Consider the following 20,183-nt stretch of genomic DNA (forward strand, 5'->3'; position numbering starts at 1 on the left):
CTTACACGAAGTCGAAACCGGCTTTGGTCATCGGAAGATCCGTGATCCGTTTTCCGGTTTTGGCAAAAATGGCGTTGGCAACAGCCGGAGCGGTCGGGGGGACGCCCGGTTCGCCAACGCCCGTAGGGGCATTGTTCGATTGAACAATTGCCACTTCGATGGCAGGCATTTCGGCATTTCGAAGCAGTTCGTAATCCGGGAAGTTGAACTGGTCGACTTCGCCATCCGTCAGGGTGATTTCGTTGCGGAAGGCGGCACATAATGCATAACCAGCACCGCCTTCCATCTGTGCGCGGATGACATCGGGGTTAACAGCTACCCCGCATTCAACCGCCATGAACAGTTTGTTCACATGCACACTGGTGTCCTCGACCGTGACGTCGGCAACAACCGCAACGCAGGTATTGAACGAGAGGTGCGCGGCAAAACCACGTTTGTCGCCCTTTTCCCATCCGGATATCTCGCGGACAAGCTTGATGGCTTCGATCATGCGGGCCTGATTGGTGCCTGCCGGATCAAGCATCGCAAGGCGCATTTCGATCGGGTCCTGCCCCGTTTCGGTTGCGAGCATATCCATCAGTGTTTCCATGACATATCCGGTGTGGGTATGTCCCACCGAACGCCACCACAATATGGGGGTCGGGGTCTGGAAATCGCTTAACCCGATGCCATGGTTGGGGATGGTATAAAGACTTTCGGTGACCCCCTCGACCGATGTCGGGTCGATGCCATCCTGTACCATGCCTTCCATCGGCCCACCCTTCATGATGGATTTGACAGCCATCCGGTGATCCCAGCCAATAATCTTGCCATCACTATCCAGACCGATTTTTGCCCGGTGTACGGCCATCGGGCGGTAATAACCGCCGCGAATATCGTCCTCGCGGCTCCAGACCAGTTTGACCGGAACCTTGCGGCCCGAAACGGCAAAGGCCATGGCGGCTTCGACATTATAGTCGGAGGCGCCGTTGGCACGACGACCGAACGAACCGCCGGCATAAAGCGTTCTGATCTCGACCTGTGACGGTTCCAGTCCAAGGGCGGCTGCGACCATTGGGCGGGTCAGGGTCGGGAACTGGCAGCCATCATGGAGGCGAACGCCATTTTCGGTTGGCTCGATAATGCAGTTTTCCGGTTCCAGCGGGGCGTGAGCCAGGAACGGGAAGGTGAATTCTGCGTCAATGGTTTTGGTGGCATTGGCCAGAAGCGGTTCAACGGATGCCAGCGGGACTTCATGATTGGCGTCAAACTGCGGCGCATCAAGCAGTGCCTTGTGATCGGCAATCATGGCATCCGTGCTGCGTGTTTCGGCCTGGCTGAAATCCCATTCAACAGAAAGGGCATCACGTGCCTGAAACGCAGCCCAGGTGTTTTTGCCAAACGCCACAACTCCTGCCTTGTTCGGCAGAATTTGTGCAGCAATGAACCCTGCAACATCTTTGGACGCAGTGTCGTCAAAGGAGGTGACGGTGCCACCGAATTTCGGGCTGCGCATGATCGCGGCATAGATCATCCCCGGCAGATTGACATCCATTGCAAAGATTGCGGTGCCGTTCGTCTTGTCGGTGTTGTCCTTGCGATGCAGTTTGTCGCTGCCAATCAGCTTGAACTGATCCGGGGTTTTAACGGTTGGTTTTTCAACCGCCTCAAGGGTTGCTGCAATCGCAACAAATTCTCCGAAATGACCGGAATTGCCGCCGGATTTCAGCATACCGTTTTCAACGGTGATGCTGCTGGCATCGACACCCCAGTTCTGGGCAGCCGCACGGACCAGAAGATCACGCGCTGCAGCACCAGCTTCGCGATATTGCATGAAGGAATTGGCGATGGATGTTGAGCCACCGGTTCCCTGTGCATGGAAGAACAGGTTGGCATAACGTTCATTGTCGGCAGGGGCGAATGCCGTCTGAACCGTCGCCCAATCGGCGTCGAGTTCCTCGGCAACCAGTGTCGTCAGGCCGGTGGTCGTGCCTTGGCCCATTTCAAAATGTTTGATGATGACGGTTACCGTGCCATCGGCATCGATTTTGACAAACGGGTTAAGGTCGGTTGCAGCAGCCACACTGCTGCCTGCTGCAAGAACGCCCTTGGCATTGACGCCGACCAGAAGGGCGGCGGTACCGGCAGCTGATCCGATCATGAAGCCGCGACGTGATACATTGATTGTCATGACTTATGCCTCCAGCTTTTCAGACGCCAGTTTGATGGCTTCGTTGATGCGTACATAGGTCACACAACGGCACGCATTGCCGTACATGTATTCCTTGATTTCATCATCCGTCGGTTTCGGATTTTCGGTCAGAAGGCCGATGGCCGACATGATCTGTCCGGATTGACACCAGCCACATTGTACGACGTCCTTTTCGCGCCATGCGGCCTGGACCGCTTGGGCGATCTTGTCGGTTGCGCCTTCAATCGTCGTGATTTCGCTGTCGACAGCGTCTTCAATAAAGGTCTGGCAGGAACGGGTCGGGTACCCGTCAATGTGAACGGTACAGGCGCCGCAATAGGCAACGCCACATCCAAACTTGGTGCCGGTAAGTTCCAGTCCGTCACGCAGAACCCATAATAGCGGGGTGCCAGGTTCTGCTTCGACGGTACGGGATTCTCCGTTTATTTTTAGCTGATACTGCATGACCGCCTCATCTCTCTCGATAAACAGTGATTTATCTTCTGATGAGCGGGGGTAACCGATGGGTAAACGCCAATTGGAATGGTTAAAATGAGGGGTGGGCTGCTAATCAGGCGGCGGGAACAAACACCCTGAAGGTCGCACCACGACCCGGTGGACTCTCAACCCAGATCTTGCCTTTGCAGTGTTCCACGACATGTCTGGCGATAGCCAGACCAAGGCCGGAACCGGACGGGCGGGGTTTGTCATCGGGGTATTTGCCGCCACGGGCAAATTTATTGAAGATTACCGCCTGTTCGTCTTTGGTGATGCCGTTTCCGTTATCGGTGATCGAAACAAGATAACCGCCATCCATGACTTCACCGCGGACCTTTACGCTGGGATCACGGGCTGCGGAGAATTTTGCGGCGTTCGACAACAGGTTGATAAAGACCTGTGTAAGCCGGTCGCGATCCACATGCAGCGTGACAGTCGCGGGCGACAAGTCGAGTTCCAGATCAACCCCCTTGTTGTCGAGCAACCCTTTGATTGCTTCGACGCTTTCGTCAAGGACGGACCGCGGATCAACATTTTCCGGGCGCCAGTCGGAATGACCGGCCTCAAGCCTGGCAAGATCAAGATGGTCGTCAATCAGACGTGTCAGGCGTTCGCTTTCGCGCACGATAATTCCCATGAAATGTTCGGCGCGTTCCGGATCAAGTTCCGGTGTGTCGACAAGGATTTCGGAGAAGGACCGGATCGAGGTCAGCGGCGTTCTGAATTCGTGACTGACCATGGTCAGGAATTCGTCTTTCAGGCGATCAAGTTCCTTAAGCCGTTCATTGGCAGCGCGAAGTTCGGCTGCGGCACGTTCCAATTCGTGTGATTTCTGTTCAAGGCGCTGGGAATATTCGATCACATGTGATGTTTCCTCGAGAATTTCGAGGACTTCATCAAGACTGACCATTTCCCCCTTGGCGACCGAGGAAACCATTACGCGCGCCGACGCCGCCCCGATGGACCCGGCAAGCAGCCGTTCGGTAAAGGCGATCATGTCGGCATTGGCTTCGCCTTTGCCGCGCCAGGGCGTTTCGCGCGTCCAGCCGAAATCGCGAAAGGAATGAAACGCGCGTTCACGGCCCAGAAAACGTTCAACCAGTTCATACAGATCGTCAATCGTTGCTGATGACCGCCAGATGACGGTTTCCTGACCTTTGCGCAGAAACGCATCGACAAACAGGGTGGCCTGAATGCGTTCCAACGCGCTTGGCGATGTGAACAGGCTGATCAGGACATAGGCCGCTGTATTGAGTGTGATGGACCAGATCAGGGCATGGGTGAGTGGCTCGAACCCGGTTAAACCAAACAGGCTTTCAGGTCGAAGCCAAGGGTGACCAAATGCACCATGTTCGATCAGTGTCGGGTTCATCCAGCCGCTATCGGCAAGCGATGGCAGCAGCAGGGTATAGGCCCAGATGGCAAAGCCGATCACAAGGCCGACCTGCGCACCGGTTTTGGTGCCCCCCTTCCAATAAAGGCCGCCAATCATGATCGGGATGAATTGTGCGGTGGAGGCAAAGGATATCAGGCCAATTTCAGCCAATGCATCGCTGGCTCCGGCCGACCGGTAATAGGCAAAGCCCATAAATACCACCAGCACGATGGAAGCGCGCCGGATAAAAATCAGAAGACCGGTAAGATCATCGCGTTCGGTGACGCGCAGCCAGCGAATGCGCAGCAAGGCGGGAACGACAAGGTCGTTGCAGACCATGGTCGACAACGCAATCGTTGCAACAATCACCATGCTGGTGCTGGCGGATAATCCACCGACATAGGCAATCAGGGCCAGTAGCGAATGACCTTCAAAAAGGGGTACGGAAATCACGAAGAAATCCGGATCGGCCCAGCTTGGCAAAACGCCAAGGCCCGCCAAGGCAATTGGCAGGACGAACAAATTCATCGCCAGCAGATAAAGCGGAAAGGCCCAGCTTGCGGTCGACAGGTGGCGTTCATCGACATTTTCGACGATGATGACCTGAAACTGCCGCGGCAATGTCAGGATTGCCGCCATGGACAGCATCATCAACGTCATCCAGCGTGCGCTGCCGTTTTCGGGCAGTTGCAGCAAGGATGCGGTTTGTGGATTTGCCGCGGCCTGATCAAACAGATCGCCCAATCCGGCAAACATGAAAAAGCAGACAAAAATGCCGACAGCAAGCAGGGCGAACATTTTGACAAGGCTTTCAAAGGCGATGGCTGCGACCATGCCTTCGTGATGTTCATCCGCGTCAATAAACCGGGTGCCAAACAGAATGCCAAACAGGGCAAGACCAAGGGCCGCCCAAAAGCCGCTATCGGCAAGCATGGGCACCTGATTGACGACCGGGCCGGTCATCGCCCCGCCCCAGACGGTCAGAACGGTGTAACTGGTGGCAATCGCCTTAAGCTGGAGCGCGATATATGGCGTTGTTCCGATCACCGTGATCAGGGTAACCAGCATCGATAATTGCGTGCTTTTGCCATAACGCGATGAAATGAAATCGGCGATGGATGTGATGCGATGCGCCTTGGAGATGCGTAGCATCTTGCGCAGCAAAAACCACCATCCAAGGAAAATGACCGTCGGTCCGAGATAGATCGTCAGATATTCAAGGCCGTTCCGTGCAGCCGACCCGACCGCGCCATAAAATGTCCAGGATGTGCAATAGACCGCAATGGACAGGGTATAGACAGTCGGATTGCGCACCCATGATCGTCCGTCGCGTGCCCGTTTGTCCCCCCACCATGCGATAGCATAAAGCAATCCGACATAAGCAAGCGAAACCGTGATCACCAGTTCGGAGGACAGCATGCCTATTCCCTTTCCTCCGCCTGGATGCTGTGACGAAGGGCGCGTGTGATGAGCGCACAGCAGCCGATAAGCAAGGCCCAACCGGCAAAGAAATAAACGAACAGGATGGGTAACCCGAACAGGGTTCCTTCAAGAGAAAAGACCCCGACCAAAGGCGGGATCCATGCAAAGAACGCAACAAGGGCAAGAACAAAGGCGCGTTCGGTAAGTTTCCGGGGTGGGGTCATTGGCCAGCTCCCGCCTTTTTGCGCCTAGTTCCGGTCGCCAGCCAGCATGGCTTTGACGCGTGAAACCACATCGCGGGTGGAAAACGGTTTGGTGACAAAGTCGTCAACGCCAAGCTCAAGTCCTTTGCGTCGGTCGACTTCACGGGTTTTGGCCGTCAACATCATGATCGGAACGGGACGGGTTTGCGGATTTTCGCGAACGGCGCGGACAACATCAAAACCGTCACAGCCCGGCATCATGACATCAAGCAGAACCATGTCAGGAAGGTCGCGCACAATCATTGCGATGGCCATCTGGCCATCGGTTGCAACGCTGACGTCATAGCCTTCCTTCTCCATCAGAAAGCTAAGCGATTCGACGATGGTTTCCTCGTCCTCGGCTATCAGGACCTTCGGTCTCTCCGTCACGGACGTTCTCCCCAATATTCGAATTATTATATATTCGATCCTAACCGGTTATTGCGCGAGTTTTAATGCTACTTTGGGGTGGTATGGATCTCGTGCCCTGTATCGGCAACCGCATAGGCGCGCTGCATGCATTCTTCACGTGGGCATTGTCGGCACCCAATGCCAACCGGAACAGCTGCCTGCGGGGTATCAAGCGGCAATCCGTCTGCATAAACAATGTCACGGGCAAAGGCCGTGTCGCAACCGATCATAACGGAATAAACCGATTGCGGCACCCGATACCCTCCGGCACCAGTACGCACCGCACGCGCAATAAAAAGATATTCGCTTTCATCGGGCAGGCGAACAAATTGCGGTATTACCCGTTCTGGCGTCAAATAGGCTTCGTGGACCACCCAACGGGGGCAGGCGCCGCTGTAACGTGGCAATTGCAGGCCGGATGCCGAAAAACGTTTGGAAATGTTGCCGGCAATATCGGTGCGCATGAAATGGAAAGGAATGCCTTCTGAACCCGGGCGGCGCAAGGTCGTCAGGCGGTGGCAGACCTGTTCCCAGCTTGCGGCAAAGCGTTGCTGCAGCAATTCGATGTCATGCCGCAAAATCTGGGCCTCGGCCCGGAAGCTGTCATAGGGGAACAGAAGGGCCGCTGCGAAATAGGATATCAGGGCCTCGCCTGCGCGTTGGCGGGCGGCATCGGTGCCAAGGTTGGCGCGGTCCAGGATGTCATTGACCGTATCCTCGCCTTCCAGTCGGCAAATGATCCGTGCAGCATGAAAGCGTGTCGAGGTGATCGGCATCGCGCGCGAAAATCTGAGGTGGGAATCCGCGCGGTTCCAGTCGAACCCCGATGCGGGCAAATCTTCGGGGGGCAAACGATCAACCCGGATTTGATGACGTCGTTCCAGATGCTTGATCAGGTCGGTCAGAAACAATCCGCCTGCAGGATCAATGACAGCCCGCATTTCATCGGCCCGATCTTCGAGTGTCGGGAAATAGTTGGCATTGTCATAAAGCAGGTCGTCGACTTCCTCGGCGGGGCTGGCGGCAGGGCGTCCGGCATCACCGCGTTCAAGGAAGCTGAAAATCTCGGTTGCTGATTCTGCCAGTCTTTGGGATTCCCGGACCAGTGTGGCGTTGAAGCGCGCCCGTTGTTCGGCAGGCAGATCATCGTAATCGTCAAAGATTTCGGCAACTGTCCGGATTGACGTGATGCGGGTCAGGATTGAATGGCTGGCCTCGGCCAGGAACGGATCGTGGCTGAGCCGTTCGGACAGATTGTCAATTTCCTCAAGCCCGTTGCGATAGGCGCGATAAAGCGACAGGAAGGCGGAAATCATGCCCGGTGCTGCGGCGATCATTGCCGGAAATTCACAGGGGATCAGCGGTGTTTCGCGAAAAACCGGATCAGTTGCGGCTTCGCCAAGATCGGCAAGCAGTCGGCTTTCTTCCGACCCTGACAGGGCATGGGGCTGAATTTCAAGTGCGCTTGCCAAGCGCAGCAGTAATCCACCGCCAATCGCACGGCGGTTATGTTCGATCAGATTGAGATAAGAGGGCGAAATTCCCGCGGCCTTGGCCAGGGCATTCTGCGTCAGGCCGATGTCTTTGCGGCGTCCGCGAATACGGTGTCCGATGGGTGCCTGACGGGACATGGCGTGCCCTTTTCTTGACAAAATTTACAAATTTTCATTTGAGTTGTTCATATATTTACAAAAAAACTGTTCTTGTTCAATCACATATTGATTCATTTTCAACTAGTCCCCATTGTTTTGACAGGTCGACAAAAACATTAATCAAAAAACGCGGCCTCAGATTTTTCTGAAACGCATCCCAAGACATTGGGGAGGAAAACCATGTCGGAGACCAAGAACACCCGAAATGTATCTCGTCGTACGGTTCTTAAAGGAACGGCTGCGACGACAGGGGCTGCGCTGATCGGCGCATCATTCCCGATGCATTTCATCAAAAATGCACATGCACAGACTTTCCGGGGCGACCCGGGTAGCTCGGGCAGCGTCAAGTTCGGTTTTAACGTTCCGCAGTCCGGTCCGTATGCCGATGAGGGCGCCGATGAATTGCGCGCCTATCAGCTCGCTGTGAAACACCTGAACGGCGAAGGCGATGGCGGTATGCTCAATACCATCAAACCGCTGGAGCTTAAGGGGAACGGCGTTCTGGGCAAGAAGGTCGAATTCGTGACCGGTGACACCCAGACCAAATCCGATGCGGCGCGTGCTTCGGCAAAGCGCATGATCGAAAAAGACAATGTTGCAATGATCACCGGCGGTTCATCGTCCGGTGTGGCGGTGGCCGTTCAGGGGCTGTGTCAGGAAATGGGCGTGATCTTCATGGCCGGTCTGACGCACTCGAATGACACCACCGGCAAGGACAAAAAGCGGTATGGCTTCCGTCATTTCTTCAACGCTTACATGTCCGGTCAGGCGATTGCGCCGATCCTGAAGGAAGAATATGGCACCGATCGTCGTGCCTATCACCTGACGGCCGATTACACCTGGGGCTGGACCCAGGAAGAATCGATCAAGGCCGCAACCGAAAATATCGGCTGGGAAACCGTGAATACCGTTCGCACCCCGGTTGGTGCAGGTGACTTCTCGCAATATATCACGCCGGTTCTGAACTCGGGCGCGGATGTCCTGATCCTGAACCACTACGGCAAGGACATGGTCAACTCGCTAACACAGGCGGTTCAGTTCGGCCTGCGCGACAAGCAGGTAAATGGCAAGAACTTCGAAATTGTGGTTCCGCTGTATTCCCGCCTGATGGCACAGGGTGCCGGTGATGCCGCAAAAGGCATTCTGGGGACCACCAACTGGCACTGGTCGTTGCAGGATGCCGGTTCGCAGGCGTTTGTGAAATCGTTCGGTCAGGAATACGGCTTCCCGCCGTCACAGGCCGCACACACCTGCTATGTCCAGGCGCTGCTTTATGCGAATGCCTGCGAAATGGCCGGTACTTTCGCGCCTTGGGAAGTCATCAAGCAGCTTGAAGGTTTCGAGTTCGATGGTGCGGGCAATGGCCCGACCCTGTATCGCGCAGAAGATCACCAGTGCTTCAAAGACGTTCTGGTCGTGCGTGGCAAGCAGGAGCCGCAGTCCAACTTCGACCTTCTTGAAGTGGTCAAAGAGGTTCCGCGCGCACAGGTCGAATATCCGGCCGACATGTTTGGCGGGGAACTCGGTCCGTATCAGGTCTGATCCCCTTGTAACGTAACAGGCTGGGCCGACTGTCATCTGACGGTCGGCCCAACTGCCCCGATGGGCAATGCTTTTGGCAAATGCTTTGGCTTTCTGTTCGTTAAGCCCTTTTGAACACGCGGCGGATAATCAATGGACGCTATATTTCTTCAAATCCTGAATGGTCTGGACAAGGGGGGCGCTTATGCGCTGATTGCCCTTGGTCTGACCCTGGTGTTCGGCACGCTTGGCGTGGTGAACTTTGCCCATGGTGCCATCTTCATGATCGGCGCCTTTTGTGCGGTGACGCTGGAAAAAATCCTGACGCTTTCTGTCCGGGTCAAGGACGAGTCAGTTACCTTCTTTGACGCCTACAAGGAAACGCCTTATCTCGAAGTCTGGTTTGGCGATACCGGCACGGCGATTATTGACTGGTCTGTGCCGTTATCAATCATCCTTGCCATTCCGGTTATGCTGGCGATTGGCGTGATTATGGAACGCGCACTAATCCGGCATTTTTACAAACGTTCCCACGCCGAACAGATTCTTGTGACATTCGGTCTTGCGATCGTGTTGCAGGAACTGATCAAATCCTTCTTCGGGGCAAACCCGATCCCGCAAGGCGCACCGGAAATTGTTGCCGGTTCCGCCAATATCGGGGCATGGATCGGCCTTGGGGAATCCGTGGTTTATCCGTGGTGGCGTCTGATTTACCTGCTGTTTTCGGCAACAATTATCGGTCTTGTCTTCTCGTTCCTGCATTTCACCACTTACGGGATGGTGGTGCGTGCCGGCATGGCTGACCGTGCAACGGTCGAGCTGCTTGGCATCAATATCGAACGTCGTTTTACCATTGTGTTTGGCATGGCTGCAGTGGTCGCAGGGCTTGCCGGTGTGATGTACACACCTGTCTTGCCGCCTGATTACCATCTCGGGATGGACTTCCTTGTCCTGTCCTTTGTCGTCGTTGTTGTCGGCGGCATGGGGTCGCTTCCCGGAGCGGTACTGGCGGGTTTCCTGCTTGGTATTCTGCAATCCTTCTCGTCGATGACCGAAGTGAAAGACATCTTTCCCGGTATCGACCAGATCATCATCTACCTTGTCGCCGTCGTGATTCTGCTGACCCGTCCGCGTGGTCTGATGGGTCGACGGGGCGTGATGGAGAGCTGATATGTCAAATACTCAAATCGTCTCGCCCAAGCAGGACCTGATTTACATGGTGGTTCTGTCGGTTGTGGTCCTGACCATGCCGATCTGGTTGCAGCCTTTCGGTGCGGCCTATCCCGATCTGATGCAGAAATTTATGATCTTTGGCATTTTTGCCATCGGTTACAATGTCCTGTTTGGCCTGACCGGTTATCTTTCCTTTGGTCACGCGGCGTTTCTGGGCGTCGGGTCCTACACCGCCGTCTGGTCATTCAAGCTGCTGTCAATGAATGTCCTGCCGGCAATGATCTTTGCCGTTGCGCTTTCGGGGCTGTTTGCCCTTCTGATCGGCTATGTCTCGTTGCGTCGTTCGGGGATTTATTTCTCGATCCTGACGCTGGCTTTTGCGCAGATGTCCTACAATCTGGCCTATTCGGTTCTGACGCCGATCACGAACGGTGAAACCGGCCTGCAACTGACGCAGGGTGATGCAAGGGTTCTTGACCGGATGGCCGGGATCGAAGCATCGGCGGCATTGCCGACCCCGAACCTGTTCGGAATAGAGGGGATCGGATATTCCGGCTTTTACATCTGCGCGGTTCTTCTGATCATTTCGTTCTTTATCTATCTGCGCATCTTCCGGTCCGCCTTCGGGTTGAAGTTGCGTGCCATCAAGTCGAACCAGAACCGCATGGGGTATACCGGATATAACACCCGGCCCTATCTGATGACCGCCTTTGTCATTTCGGGCATGTATGCTGGGCTGGCCGGGTCGCTTCTGGCGGTGACCGATCCGCTGGCCGGGGCGGAGCGCATGCAGTGGACGGCGTCGGGCGAGGTTGTTCTGATCACCATTCTTGGTGGTGCGGGAACACTGATCGGGCCGCTTCTGGGTGCGGGGATCATCAAGTATTTCGAAAACATCTTTTCGGCCTTTAACGATCAGGTTCTGCAAAATGCGTTTTCCTTCCTGCCCGACTGGCTTGGCCATGCGGTGGCATCGGTTGCAGGTCTGTTCGTCGGGGACGGCTGGCACCTGACACTTGGTCTTGTTTTCATGCTGATCGTGATCTTCCTGCCCGGTGGGGTGATGGAAGGGATCAATCGCCTGTGGCGTCTGATCCGGAACCGTTCAACATCCTTCGAGAATAACGAAAAAGAACAACAACCTTCGACGAGGGAGGTCTGATCGATGTCCGAATACATTCTTGATGTTACCGATGTCGACAAGCATTTCGGCGGCCTGCGGGCCCTGTCCGACATCAATCTTCGGGTCAAGGAAGGCACCGTTCATGCCATCATCGGCCCGAACGGGGCGGGGAAATCGACCCTGCTTAACGTGATTGTCGGGCGTCTTGCGCCCAATCGCGGGCGGGTGTTGCTGGGGGACGAGGTTCTGACCGGCAAAAACCCGTATGAGATCAACCAGCTTGGTGTCGCACGTGTTTTCCAGACACCGGAAATTTTTCCGGAACTGTCGTTGCTGCAAAATGTGATGGTACCGGCACTGGCCAAGCGTGATGGCGAGTTTAACCTGAGCTTTCTCAAGAGCCTGTTCTCGGAACGCGAAATTCGCGATCAGGCGGAACACATGCTTGAGGATGTCGGGTTGATCGAACACAAGGATCATCTGGCAGGATCAATGTCGCGCGGGGATAAACGCCGTCTTGAACTGGCGATGTGCCTGAGCCAGCGGCCGAAACTGTTCCTGCTGGATGAACCGACTGCCGGTATGTCGCGACATGACACCAACCGCACGATTGATCTGCTTAAACGGATCAAGGAACGCGGCATGACCAAGGTGATCATCGAACATGACATGCATGTCGTGTTCAGTCTGGCAGACCGCATCAGTGTTCTGGCGCAGGGCGCGATCATCGCCGAAGGCACCCCGGAAGAGGTGCGCAACAATCCCAAGGTCAAGGAAGCCTATCTCGGAGGGGAAACTGTATGAACGCGGTCCCGCAAACCAAACCCGTCATGAAACAGGGCGGTGATCCGGCCTTCTTCTCGGTCTATGATCTGCATGCCTATTATGGCGAAAGCTATATCGTGCAGGGGGTCAGCTTTGACATTCGCGAGGGTGAAATTCTTGCCCTTCTGGGGCGTAACGGTGCCGGTAAGACATCGACCCTGCGTGCGCTTGCGCGGATGGCCGATCCGGAACTCAAGCATGGTGAAATCTGGCTCGATCATCAGCCGCTTCACACCATGAAGGCATGGCAGGCCGCCCGCCTGGGGCTGCAGCTTGTGCCCGAAGATCGCCGCATCATTCCGGGTATGACGGTTGAGCAGAATCTTGAACTGGCCCAGATTGCCGAGCCGATTGGCTGGTCGATCCAGCGCATTTACGAGCTGTTCCCCCGTCTTGGTGAACGTGCCGAGCAGGAAGCGATCACCCTTTCGGGCGGGGAGCAGCAGATGCTGGCGATCGGGCGGGCATTGGCGCGTGATATCAAGCTGCTGTTGCTTGATGAACCGTATGAAGGTCTTGCGCCGGTGATTGTCCAGGAGATTGAAAAGACGCTTCAGAATGTCAAAAAGCTTGGCATCACCACCATCATTGTCGAACAAAACGCGATTGCCGCACTCAAGCTTGCGGATCGCGCGATCATCATGGATAGCGGTCAGATCGTGTTTGATGGTACAGCCCAGGCGGTTCTCGATGATACCGAGTTGCGTGATCAGTATCTTGCGATCTGATTTTTGACCTGACAGGGGGAGGATCCCGGCATCTTTGGGTAAGGGTGTGCCGGGATGTCAAAAGGCCGCGCCATTGTGCGCGGCCTTTTCCGTATTCATGTATTGCCGATTATATGCCAACCGCAGATAGCCGGTTCACAATTGCGGGCTCCCGGTGCACAATGGATGCTGCAGACAGGCTTCATGACGGGCTGCCAAACAGCAAGCGGAAGCACGTATGGAAAATATTCGGGTCCTCGGAACCGGGCATATTGATCTGGCGCGTGATGATATGGGCGAAGTTGATATCGCCATCGGGCTGCTGCGTGCCACGCTTGCGCATGTGGCTGTGTGTAACGAAGGCGAAGCCGGCGAGGATGCTGAAAACTGGCTCCATCCCGAAGAACTGTCTTTGGCACGTCGTATGAGCCACGATGGCCGCCGTACCAGCTATATCGCCGGGCGGGTTGCCGCCAAAATTTCCCTGACCAGCTGGCTTGCGACCGATGAGCCGGATCGTTTCTGGGTGCGGCCGGGGGTGTTCGGGCAGCCCTTTATTGATGGCACATCGGCAATCGGTTCCGGGCTGGGGCATAAGCTTCCCTGTGTCAGTATCGCGCACAGCGAAGATGCTTCCATGGCGATGGCTTATCACCGGGCCCATCCGATGGGTATTGATCTTGCGCCCATTGACGAAGATGCGATGCCATTATTGCAGGCGGAACTGACCCGCGAGGAACTTGCGGTGATGGCAAAGCTTGACCTGCCGGAATGCGATGCGGCCCAGCTTCTCTGGAGCTGCAAGGAAAGCCTTGGCAAAACGCTTAATACTGCCTTGATGGTGCCGCTTCCGGTTTTCGAGGTGGCAGAGCTGATAGAAGAACCGCCCTTTATCACGATCCATTATCGTAATTTCGAGCAATTCCGCACCATTGCCTGCCGCAATCAAACTGGCTGGTTCACCCTGACCCTGCCACGTGAAACCGAAATTACCGATACGTCATGGCTTGAATGTATCTGATTGCGTCGGCGGACGTGCCTAGCCGGTTTCAACGGCCAGCCCTTCGAAGTCCTTGAGCACGTTAAGTACAATCGATGTTTTGACATGCTGCACGGAATCGTGGGGCAGCAAAACCTCGTTCACGAAATGAGAAAGGGCGGCAAGGTCCCTGGTCACGACCTTCAGGTGATAATCCATTTCCCCGGTCAGGGAATAGGCTTCCAGTACTTCGGGAAGGTTGGCCAGCAGTTCGGAAAACCGTTTGGCATTATCGCGATTGTGGGTGGCCAGGGTCACGGAAATTACCACCATCAGGCCAAGGCCCATTTTTTGCCGGTCAATGTCGGCGCGGTATCCGCGAATGAAACCTTCGGCCTCGAGCCGGGCGCGGCGGCGCGAACATTGCGACGGCGATAATGCGATCCGTTCTGACAGATCATTGTTGGTCAGACGCCCGTCGCGTTGCAATTCGGCAAGCAGTTTCAGATCAAGTTTATCAAGTTGCGTCATTCATGCACCATTTTGATAATCTGCGCATGATATGTGTATGAAATACCGAAAATCAACCGTGAATGCACGCACATTGCGGCCGATCTGGCGCAAGATAGGTTCATAACAAGAACCTTTCTAATTCCAGATCAAGGAGCCTTCGATGGGACCGTTTCCACATGATGCCCCCCGCGCAACGATCACTGCCGATAACCCGGCCGGAACGGATGGCTTTGAGTTCGTCGAATTCGCCCATGAAGAGGCCGAAAAGCTTGAAACCCTGTTTACGCGCATGGGCTATACGCCGGTTGCCAAGCACAAATCAAAAAACATCACTGTCTGGCGTCAGGGTGACATCAACTACATCCTGAATGCCAAGCCCGGTTCGCACGGCATGAAGTTTGTTGAAAAGCATGGCCCCTGTGCGCCGTCGATGGCGTGGCGTGTAGTGGATGCCAAATATGCCTTTGATCACGCGGTTTCCAAGGGGGCGGAGCCGTATCTGGGGGGTGACAAAACCCTTGATGTCCCGGCGATTGTCGGCATTGGCGGGTCGCTTCTGTATTTCATCGATGCGTATGGTGAAACCGGTTCGGCCTATGACGCGGAATTTGACTGGCTGGGCGAACGCGACCCGAAACCCGAAGGGGTTGGTTTTTATTATCTCGACCATCTGACGCATAATGTCTATCGCGGCAATATGGATAAATGGTGGGATTTCTATCGCGACCTGTTCAATTTCAAGCAGATCCACTTCTTTGATATTGCAGGTAAAATCACCGGTCTGGTCAGCCGCGCGATTACATCGCCCTGCGGCAAGATCCGTATTCCGTTAAACGAATCAACCGATGACAAAAGCCAGATCGAGGAATACCTCAAAAAATACAACGGTGAAGGCATCCAGCACATCGCGGTCGGTACGGACGGTATCTATGACGCGACCGACAGGCTTGCGGCGAATGACCTTAAATTCATGCCCGGTCCGCCTGATACCTATTACGAAAAATCCCATGACCGCGTGCAGGGGCATGACGAACCGATCGAGCGCATGAAAACCCATGGCATCCTGATCGATGGCGAGGGCGTTGTGGATGGTGGCATGACCAAAATCCTGTTGCAGATTTTCTCGAAAACCGTGATCGGCCCGATCTTCTTTGAATTCATCCAGCGCAAGGGCGATGAAGGCTTTGGCGAGGGCAATTTCCGCGCCCTGTTTGAAAGCATCGAAGAAGACCAGATCCGTCGCGGCGTTCTGAAAGTCGATGCGGCGGAGTAGGGCAGTTGAGCAGGGCAGGCGGATTAAATTGCGCCTGCCCAAGTTATTGAAAAAAATAACATTCTAGCCGTGCTGAGCTTTGGGTGGGAATTTTTTCCGGATTTTTGTAAAAAGTTCTTGATTTGTTCTTTTTGTTGTGGCATAAAGATAAGGTCAACAGGACAAATGGGTCCGGAGACAAAACCCGCAAAGCGTGATTCGCTTTTGCGGGTTTTTGCGTTTCGGGCGGCAAAACAGGAATGGGATGATGATGGGGCAGCGATCTGATCGTCTGAAAGGACGACGGCGGTATCGCCAAAGGGACGTCAATGGCGTATGGAAAAGTCATTACGGCGGTGGTGCATCCGGGCCGTGAGGGCGTCGGAAATTTACGAAAAACGGGTGTTTATCATGACGGGAGAGATGTGCCCTTAGGGCAAGGGTGTGTGTTTGGGGCAGCGGGGGCCGGGACCAACTTCGTCCGGTCCGGTTCAGTCCGGGGCCAGTCCGGTCGGTGAAGCGTGACAATGCCGAGAATCAGCGGGCCCGAATTGCGCCCGGATTGGATCGGCACGGGATCGGCTGGCCGGGGTGCCGGGATTGGTTGCCAGCGGGCCGATGGATTGTTCGGACATGCCAAGAGGCCGATCATCGATGGCGGGACGTGGGTCTGCCATGCGGCAACGTTCTTGCCTTTGGGGTGAGGTGCGTTTTCTGTGTTCATCGAAAGCCAGAGGTGTTTGTTTGGGGCGGCGGGGACTGGGGCAAGGCCGGTCTGGTGCTGCCCGGTTCAGTTCATTCCCGTCTCGTCCTGTCCGCTTTCGTCTGGCCCACCCGGTTGGTGGCGTTTGGCGATGCCGGGGGCTGCGGGGTGGCTGGATTGGTTTGGTGGTTGATCAAAATCGTCATGCCGGGCGAAGCGGAGCGCAGACCCGGAATCCGTGCCCGATTGAAAGAGACTGGATTCCCGCCTTCGCGGGAATGACGATCTTGTTGAAAGTGCTTTGTCAGCGGGCCGATGGTGCGTTCGGAGATGCCGAAACGTGGGTTATCGATGGCGGGATTTGTGTCTGCCATGCGACAACGCCGTTGCCCTTTGAGGTGCGTTTCGGGGGGGCAACCGAGAGCGGCGGGTGCTTGTTCGGGGCAGTGGGGGCCGTCCGGTCGGTGGCGTTTGGCGATGCCGGGGGCTGCGGGGGGGCTGGATTGGCTTGGTGATTGATCAAATCGTTATTCCGGGCGAAGCGCAGCGTAGACCCGGAATCCATGGCCCATTGAAAGAGGCTGGATTCCCGCCTTCGCGGGAATGACGATCCGGTTGGGTGTGTCCTGCCATCGATGATGCTGTTGTCCTTGTCCGGGGTTGGGGCGGGTTTCCGGCGTGGGTCGAAAGCGGTTACACCGGGGTGTGAGCCTAGTAAGCGCCAAACCCCAGAAGATGCGGCAGCCACAGGACCAGACCGGGGATGGCGACCATCAGGATGACGCGGATGAAATCGGCGGCGAGGAAGGGCAGGATGCCGCGGGACAGGGTGGTGATGGTCATGTCGGATGACACGCCCTGAATGATGAACAGGTTCATGCCAATCGGGGGCGTGATCAGGCCGATTTCAACGACCGATACCAGAACCACACCAAACCAGACCGGATCATAGCCGACGCCGGTAATCACGCCATATGCCGGCACCACCGTCAGAAGGATCATGGACAGGCTGTCCATGAAGCAGCCGAGTACGACGTAAAACACCAGAAGGGCGATCAGCACGACCAGCGGTGAGTACCCTTGCGTGGTGATCCAGTCCACCAGTGTCTGGGTCAGGCCGCTGGTTTCGATGAAGAAATTGAAAAGGGCCGCCCCGATCAGGATCAGGAAGATCATCCCGGTCATGCCGGCGGTTTCGCGAATGCCGGTGCGTAAAACCGTCCAGTTCAGCCGTTTGCGCAGGAACGCAAACAGCAATGCGCCACCGGCACCAACAGCCGCGGCTTCTGTGGGGGAGAACAGGCCGGCATAAATCCCGCCGATCACCAGAACGATCAAGACGATGGCATCCCACATGCGCAGCAAGGCGCCCCAACGCTGTGACCATGGGACATAGTCGCTGACCGGGGCCAATGAAGGATTTCGCATGACCTGAATGCGGATGGATATGATGTAAAGCACGGTTGCCAGAAGGCCCGGGATCATTGCACCGGCAAACAGCGCACCGATGGATTGTTCGGTCATGAGCGCGTAAATCACGAGCAGGATCGAAGGCGGGATCAGAACGCCAAGGGTTCCGCCCGCGGCAATCGATGCCCCGGCAAGGCTTTTGGCATAGCCGCGTTGGCGCATTTCAGGAAGGGCGACCCGGCCCATGGTCGCACAGGTCGCAAGCGATGATCCGCAAATCGCGCCAAATACCGCGCTTGCCCCGATACTGGACGCGGCCAGGCCGCCCGGACGATGGCCGGAAAATGCGGTGATGCCGCGAAACAGATTGCCCGAGAGACCGGAATGGGAGGCAAACACGCCCATGAAAATGAACAGCGGCACCACCGAAAGGCCATAGGGGAATATGGCCTCGAACGGGAGGCTTGCCATGACGTAGCTTGCCGACATCCAGTCGGTCAGAAGCAGGGTGCCGATGATGCCGACAACCGCCATTGCGACCGCGACCGGTACACGCAAAAGGGCCAGTGCGAGAGCCGTCACAAACCCGATCAGTCCCGCCCATTCCGTCGCCATCAGTTCTTCTCGTCCGTTAAAAGCAGTTTTAGAAATTGCACAAGACACACCAGTGTCGATATCGCCATGCCGGTCAGAAGGAAGGCCCAGAACAGGATCATCGGGATCGCAAGGTTTTGCGATACATCGCCATAGGTCCATTGTTCCATCGCGCGGCCCCATGACAGATAAAGCAGGAAGGCCATCAGCCCGGCGCATAAAAGCGGGATCAATCGATCAATGGTTTTAAACAGGATGCGAAGGCGGTTCTTGCCGATCAGATCGACGGTGACATGGGCATGCGCGCTAAAGGCATAGGGGATCGCCCATGATGCAGCGGCCATGACGCAAAACTGGGTCAGGTCGACTGCCCCCACCAGCGATTGCCCGCCAATGCGCCGCCAGATGATATCGATCACCACAATGGCAATCGCCCCGATCAGGGCCGCCATGCCGACAAAGGCCAGAATGTCGGTCAGCCGGTTCATCAAGTGATCCATTTGGTGAACCGCGGCATAAAGCCGCGATCCACCGGATTTTTCAGCGCGATGCGTCATTTGTCGCCAGCGTGATATTTGGCATCAAATTCCGCGATCAGTTCCTGCGCGCGTTTATAGATGGCGTCGGGGTCGGACACGCCCTTTTCCTTCAGCCCGGCCAGATATTCCTGGATCATCGGCTGGGATGCTTCCTGCCATTGAGCACGGGTGGCGTCATCAATCGTGATGATTTCATTGCCGTGCTGTTCGGCGTTGGCCTTGCCAACGGCTTCCCATTTGGTCCACCAGTCGCCAAATTTGCCGACCAGGACGTCGCCGGAAATTTCGTCAATCGCGGCACGGACATCTTCGGGCAGGCTGTCATATTTTTTCTGGTTCATCACGAAATAGAAGCCGGCGGTATAGGCCGCAGCATCGGTGTGATATTTCAGAAGTTCGTTGGCCTTGACCGCGTTGACCAGATCCCAGGTGGCAACCAGACCTTCGATATTGCCCTTTTGCAGGTTTTCGTAAATCGCCGATGGCGGCAGGCCGACCGGGGATGCGCCAAAGGATTCCAGCATCGCCGAAATCGCCGGGCTTGGCGTTCTGAGGCGCAGGCCCTTGAGATCGTCAAGGGATCGAACCGGGTTATCAAGGGTGTGGATCAGGCCGCCCGGATGGGTGAACAGGGCAAGGAGCTTGAAGTCTTTATAGTCGCTGCCAAGCAGGCCTTCCTTGTAAAGCGTCCAAAGGGTTTCAGACCCGGAATCGGCATATTTCACCAGAAACGGCAGTTCAATGATCGAGGCGGCCGGATAGCGGTCACGCGGGATACCGTTCAGGCCCACGGCCATATCCATCACGCCCGCGCGGACCTGATCGGCCTGACGGTCGATTTTGCCAAAGGCCGATGTCGCGTCATAAATTTCGACTTCGACCTTGCCGTTGGTTTTTTCCGACAGTTCCTTGCCCCAGCTTTCGAGGAAGTCTTTCTGGAAGCCGTGGCTTGGCGGCAGATAGTGGCTGACCTTCAGCGTGATGTCGGCGGCCTGGGCCATGCCCGCACCGGCCAGAATGGTTGCCCCGGCCAGAAGCCCAAGCAGTGTGTTGCGAAGTTTCATCGGTTTCATG

At 55.8% G+C, this 20,183-nt stretch carries 19 protein-coding genes; 7 read left to right on the forward strand and 12 right to left on the reverse strand.

Annotated features, from left to right (window positions below; translation table 11 throughout):
- Position 1: 1 nt before the first annotated feature.
- From J7395_RS08410 to J7395_RS08435, 6 genes are all read right to left on the reverse strand, one after another.
- Positions 2-2,170: a xanthine dehydrogenase family protein molybdopterin-binding subunit gene (locus tag J7395_RS08410; protein ID WP_209221189.1), complete on the reverse strand. Its 2,169-nt coding sequence runs from the start codon at positions 2,168-2,170 to the stop codon at positions 2-4.
- 3 nt (positions 2,171-2,173) lie between these two features.
- Positions 2,174-2,635, reverse strand: a complete 462-nt coding sequence (locus J7395_RS08415) for a (2Fe-2S)-binding protein (protein WP_062951502.1) — start codon at positions 2,633-2,635, stop codon at positions 2,174-2,176.
- Between the two features lie 106 nt (positions 2,636-2,741).
- Positions 2,742-5,462 carry a sensor histidine kinase gene (locus J7395_RS08420; RefSeq protein ID WP_062958701.1) on the reverse strand — a complete coding sequence of 907 codons (2,721 nt, stop codon included), beginning with the start codon at positions 5,460-5,462 and terminating at the stop codon, positions 2,742-2,744.
- 2 nt (positions 5,463-5,464) lie between these two features.
- The gene (locus J7395_RS08425) at positions 5,465-5,689 is read right to left on the reverse strand and encodes a hypothetical protein (RefSeq protein WP_062958700.1); all 225 of its coding nucleotides are present in this window, start codon (positions 5,687-5,689) and stop codon (positions 5,465-5,467) included.
- Between the two features lie 24 nt (positions 5,690-5,713).
- Entirely contained in the window at positions 5,714-6,097 is a 384-nt protein-coding gene (locus J7395_RS08430; RefSeq protein ID WP_231858231.1) for a response regulator, read from the reverse strand.
- Between the two features lie 68 nt (positions 6,098-6,165).
- Complete coding sequence (locus J7395_RS08435) at positions 6,166-7,749, reverse strand: helix-turn-helix domain-containing protein (RefSeq protein ID WP_209221190.1); 1,584 nt, start codon at positions 7,747-7,749, stop codon at positions 6,166-6,168.
- A 201-nt stretch (positions 7,750-7,950) separates the two neighbouring features.
- Here J7395_RS08435 and J7395_RS08440 point away from each other — a divergent pair, with 201 nt between their 5' ends.
- The 6 genes from J7395_RS08440 to J7395_RS08465 all read left to right on the forward strand — a co-directional run bounded on the left by J7395_RS08440 (position 7,951) and on the right by J7395_RS08465 (position 14,140).
- Positions 7,951-9,312 (forward strand): ABC transporter substrate-binding protein, encoded by a 1,362-nt coding sequence (locus J7395_RS08440; protein WP_062951498.1) that lies wholly within the window; start codon positions 7,951-7,953, stop codon positions 9,310-9,312.
- Positions 9,313-9,444: 132 nt separating this feature from the next.
- On the forward strand, positions 9,445-10,461 hold the full coding sequence (locus J7395_RS08445; RefSeq protein WP_062951497.1) for a branched-chain amino acid ABC transporter permease: 1,017 nt from the start codon (positions 9,445-9,447) through the stop codon (positions 10,459-10,461).
- 1 nt (position 10,462) lies between these two features.
- The gene (locus J7395_RS08450; protein ID WP_062951496.1) at positions 10,463-11,626 is read left to right on the forward strand and encodes a branched-chain amino acid ABC transporter permease; all 1,164 of its coding nucleotides are present in this window, start codon (positions 10,463-10,465) and stop codon (positions 11,624-11,626) included.
- Between the two features lie 3 nt (positions 11,627-11,629).
- Positions 11,630-12,391 (forward strand): ABC transporter ATP-binding protein, encoded by a 762-nt coding sequence (locus J7395_RS08455; protein WP_062951495.1) that lies wholly within the window; start codon positions 11,630-11,632, stop codon positions 12,389-12,391.
- Positions 12,388-13,140, forward strand: a complete 753-nt coding sequence (locus tag J7395_RS08460; protein WP_062951494.1) for an ABC transporter ATP-binding protein — start codon at positions 12,388-12,390, stop codon at positions 13,138-13,140. The genes J7395_RS08455 and J7395_RS08460 overlap by 4 nt, the downstream gene beginning before the upstream one ends.
- 217 nt (positions 13,141-13,357) lie before the next feature.
- Complete coding sequence (locus tag J7395_RS08465; protein WP_062951493.1) at positions 13,358-14,140, forward strand: 4'-phosphopantetheinyl transferase superfamily protein; 783 nt, start codon at positions 13,358-13,360, stop codon at positions 14,138-14,140.
- An 18-nt stretch (positions 14,141-14,158) separates the two neighbouring features.
- Here the strand turns inward: J7395_RS08465 and J7395_RS08470 are convergent, their stop codons facing one another.
- Entirely contained in the window at positions 14,159-14,629 is a 471-nt protein-coding gene (locus J7395_RS08470; protein ID WP_114111936.1) for an Lrp/AsnC family transcriptional regulator, read from the reverse strand.
- 142 nt (positions 14,630-14,771) lie between these two features.
- On the opposite strand from J7395_RS08470, the gene hppD reads away from it, so the two are divergent.
- Complete coding sequence (gene hppD, locus J7395_RS08475; RefSeq protein ID WP_209221191.1) at positions 14,772-15,884, forward strand: 4-hydroxyphenylpyruvate dioxygenase; 1,113 nt, start codon at positions 14,772-14,774, stop codon at positions 15,882-15,884.
- Positions 15,885-16,354: 470 nt separating this feature from the next.
- On the opposite strand, the gene J7395_RS08480 is transcribed toward hppD, so the two are convergent.
- The 5 genes from J7395_RS08480 to J7395_RS08500 form a co-directional block, all read right to left on the reverse strand.
- On the reverse strand, positions 16,355-16,540 hold the full coding sequence (locus J7395_RS08480; protein WP_209221192.1) for a hypothetical protein: 186 nt from the start codon (positions 16,538-16,540) through the stop codon (positions 16,355-16,357).
- Between the two features lie 118 nt (positions 16,541-16,658).
- Entirely contained in the window at positions 16,659-16,940 is a 282-nt protein-coding gene (locus J7395_RS08485) for a hypothetical protein (protein ID WP_209221193.1), read from the reverse strand.
- A 337-nt stretch (positions 16,941-17,277) separates the two neighbouring features.
- Complete coding sequence (locus J7395_RS08490) at positions 17,278-18,591, reverse strand: TRAP transporter large permease (protein WP_209221194.1); 1,314 nt, start codon at positions 18,589-18,591, stop codon at positions 17,278-17,280.
- Positions 18,591-19,127 carry a TRAP transporter small permease gene (locus tag J7395_RS08495; protein ID WP_209221195.1) on the reverse strand — a complete coding sequence of 179 codons (537 nt, stop codon included), beginning with the start codon at positions 19,125-19,127 and terminating at the stop codon, positions 18,591-18,593. Before J7395_RS08495 ends, J7395_RS08490 begins: the two co-directional genes overlap by 1 nt.
- Positions 19,124-20,182 (reverse strand): TRAP transporter substrate-binding protein, encoded by a 1,059-nt coding sequence (locus J7395_RS08500; protein WP_209221196.1) that lies wholly within the window; start codon positions 20,180-20,182, stop codon positions 19,124-19,126. The genes J7395_RS08495 and J7395_RS08500 overlap by 4 nt, the downstream gene beginning before the upstream one ends.
- Position 20,183 lies beyond the last annotated feature (1 nt).

This window comes from Thalassospira sp. A3_1 (assembly GCF_017744215.1).
GTDB lineage: Bacteria > Pseudomonadota > Alphaproteobacteria > Rhodospirillales > Thalassospiraceae > Thalassospira > Thalassospira lucentensis_A.

What these genes read in the sequence shown, in the direction of transcription:
- J7395_RS08410 (WP_209221189.1), bottom strand. Translation starts at nt 2,170, where the DNA reads ATGACAATCAATGTATCACGTCGCGGCTTCATGATCGGATCAGCTGCC.
- J7395_RS08415 (WP_062951502.1), bottom strand. Translation starts at nt 2,635, where the DNA reads ATGCAGTATCAGCTAAAAATAAACGGAGAATCCCGTACCGTCGAAGCA.
- J7395_RS08420 (WP_062958701.1), bottom strand. Translation starts at nt 5,462, where the DNA reads ATGCTGTCCTCCGAACTGGTGATCACGGTTTCGCTTGCTTATGTCGGA.
- J7395_RS08425 (WP_062958700.1), bottom strand. Translation starts at nt 5,689, where the DNA reads ATGACCCCACCCCGGAAACTTACCGAACGCGCCTTTGTTCTTGCCCTT.
- J7395_RS08435 (WP_209221190.1), bottom strand. Translation starts at nt 7,749, where the DNA reads ATGTCCCGTCAGGCACCCATCGGACACCGTATTCGCGGACGCCGCAAA.
- J7395_RS08440 (WP_062951498.1), top strand. Translation starts at nt 7,951, where the DNA reads ATGTCGGAGACCAAGAACACCCGAAATGTATCTCGTCGTACGGTTCTT.
- J7395_RS08445 (WP_062951497.1), top strand. Translation starts at nt 9,445, where the DNA reads ATGGACGCTATATTTCTTCAAATCCTGAATGGTCTGGACAAGGGGGGC.
- J7395_RS08450 (WP_062951496.1), top strand. Translation starts at nt 10,463, where the DNA reads ATGTCAAATACTCAAATCGTCTCGCCCAAGCAGGACCTGATTTACATG.
- J7395_RS08455 (WP_062951495.1), top strand. Translation starts at nt 11,630, where the DNA reads ATGTCCGAATACATTCTTGATGTTACCGATGTCGACAAGCATTTCGGC.
- J7395_RS08460 (WP_062951494.1), top strand. Translation starts at nt 12,388, where the DNA reads ATGAACGCGGTCCCGCAAACCAAACCCGTCATGAAACAGGGCGGTGAT.
- J7395_RS08465 (WP_062951493.1), top strand. Translation starts at nt 13,358, where the DNA reads ATGGAAAATATTCGGGTCCTCGGAACCGGGCATATTGATCTGGCGCGT.
- J7395_RS08470 (WP_114111936.1), bottom strand. Translation starts at nt 14,629, where the DNA reads ATGACGCAACTTGATAAACTTGATCTGAAACTGCTTGCCGAATTGCAA.
- hppD (WP_209221191.1), top strand. Translation starts at nt 14,772, where the DNA reads ATGGGACCGTTTCCACATGATGCCCCCCGCGCAACGATCACTGCCGAT.
- J7395_RS08480 (WP_209221192.1), bottom strand. Translation starts at nt 16,540, where the DNA reads ATGGCAGACCCACGTCCCGCCATCGATGATCGGCCTCTTGGCATGTCC.
- J7395_RS08485 (WP_209221193.1), bottom strand. Translation starts at nt 16,940, where the DNA reads ATGGCAGACACAAATCCCGCCATCGATAACCCACGTTTCGGCATCTCC.
- J7395_RS08490 (WP_209221194.1), bottom strand. Translation starts at nt 18,591, where the DNA reads ATGGCGACGGAATGGGCGGGACTGATCGGGTTTGTGACGGCTCTCGCA.
- J7395_RS08495 (WP_209221195.1), bottom strand. Translation starts at nt 19,127, where the DNA reads ATGACGCATCGCGCTGAAAAATCCGGTGGATCGCGGCTTTATGCCGCG.
- J7395_RS08500 (WP_209221196.1), bottom strand. Translation starts at nt 20,182, where the DNA reads ATGAAACCGATGAAACTTCGCAACACACTGCTTGGGCTTCTGGCCGGG.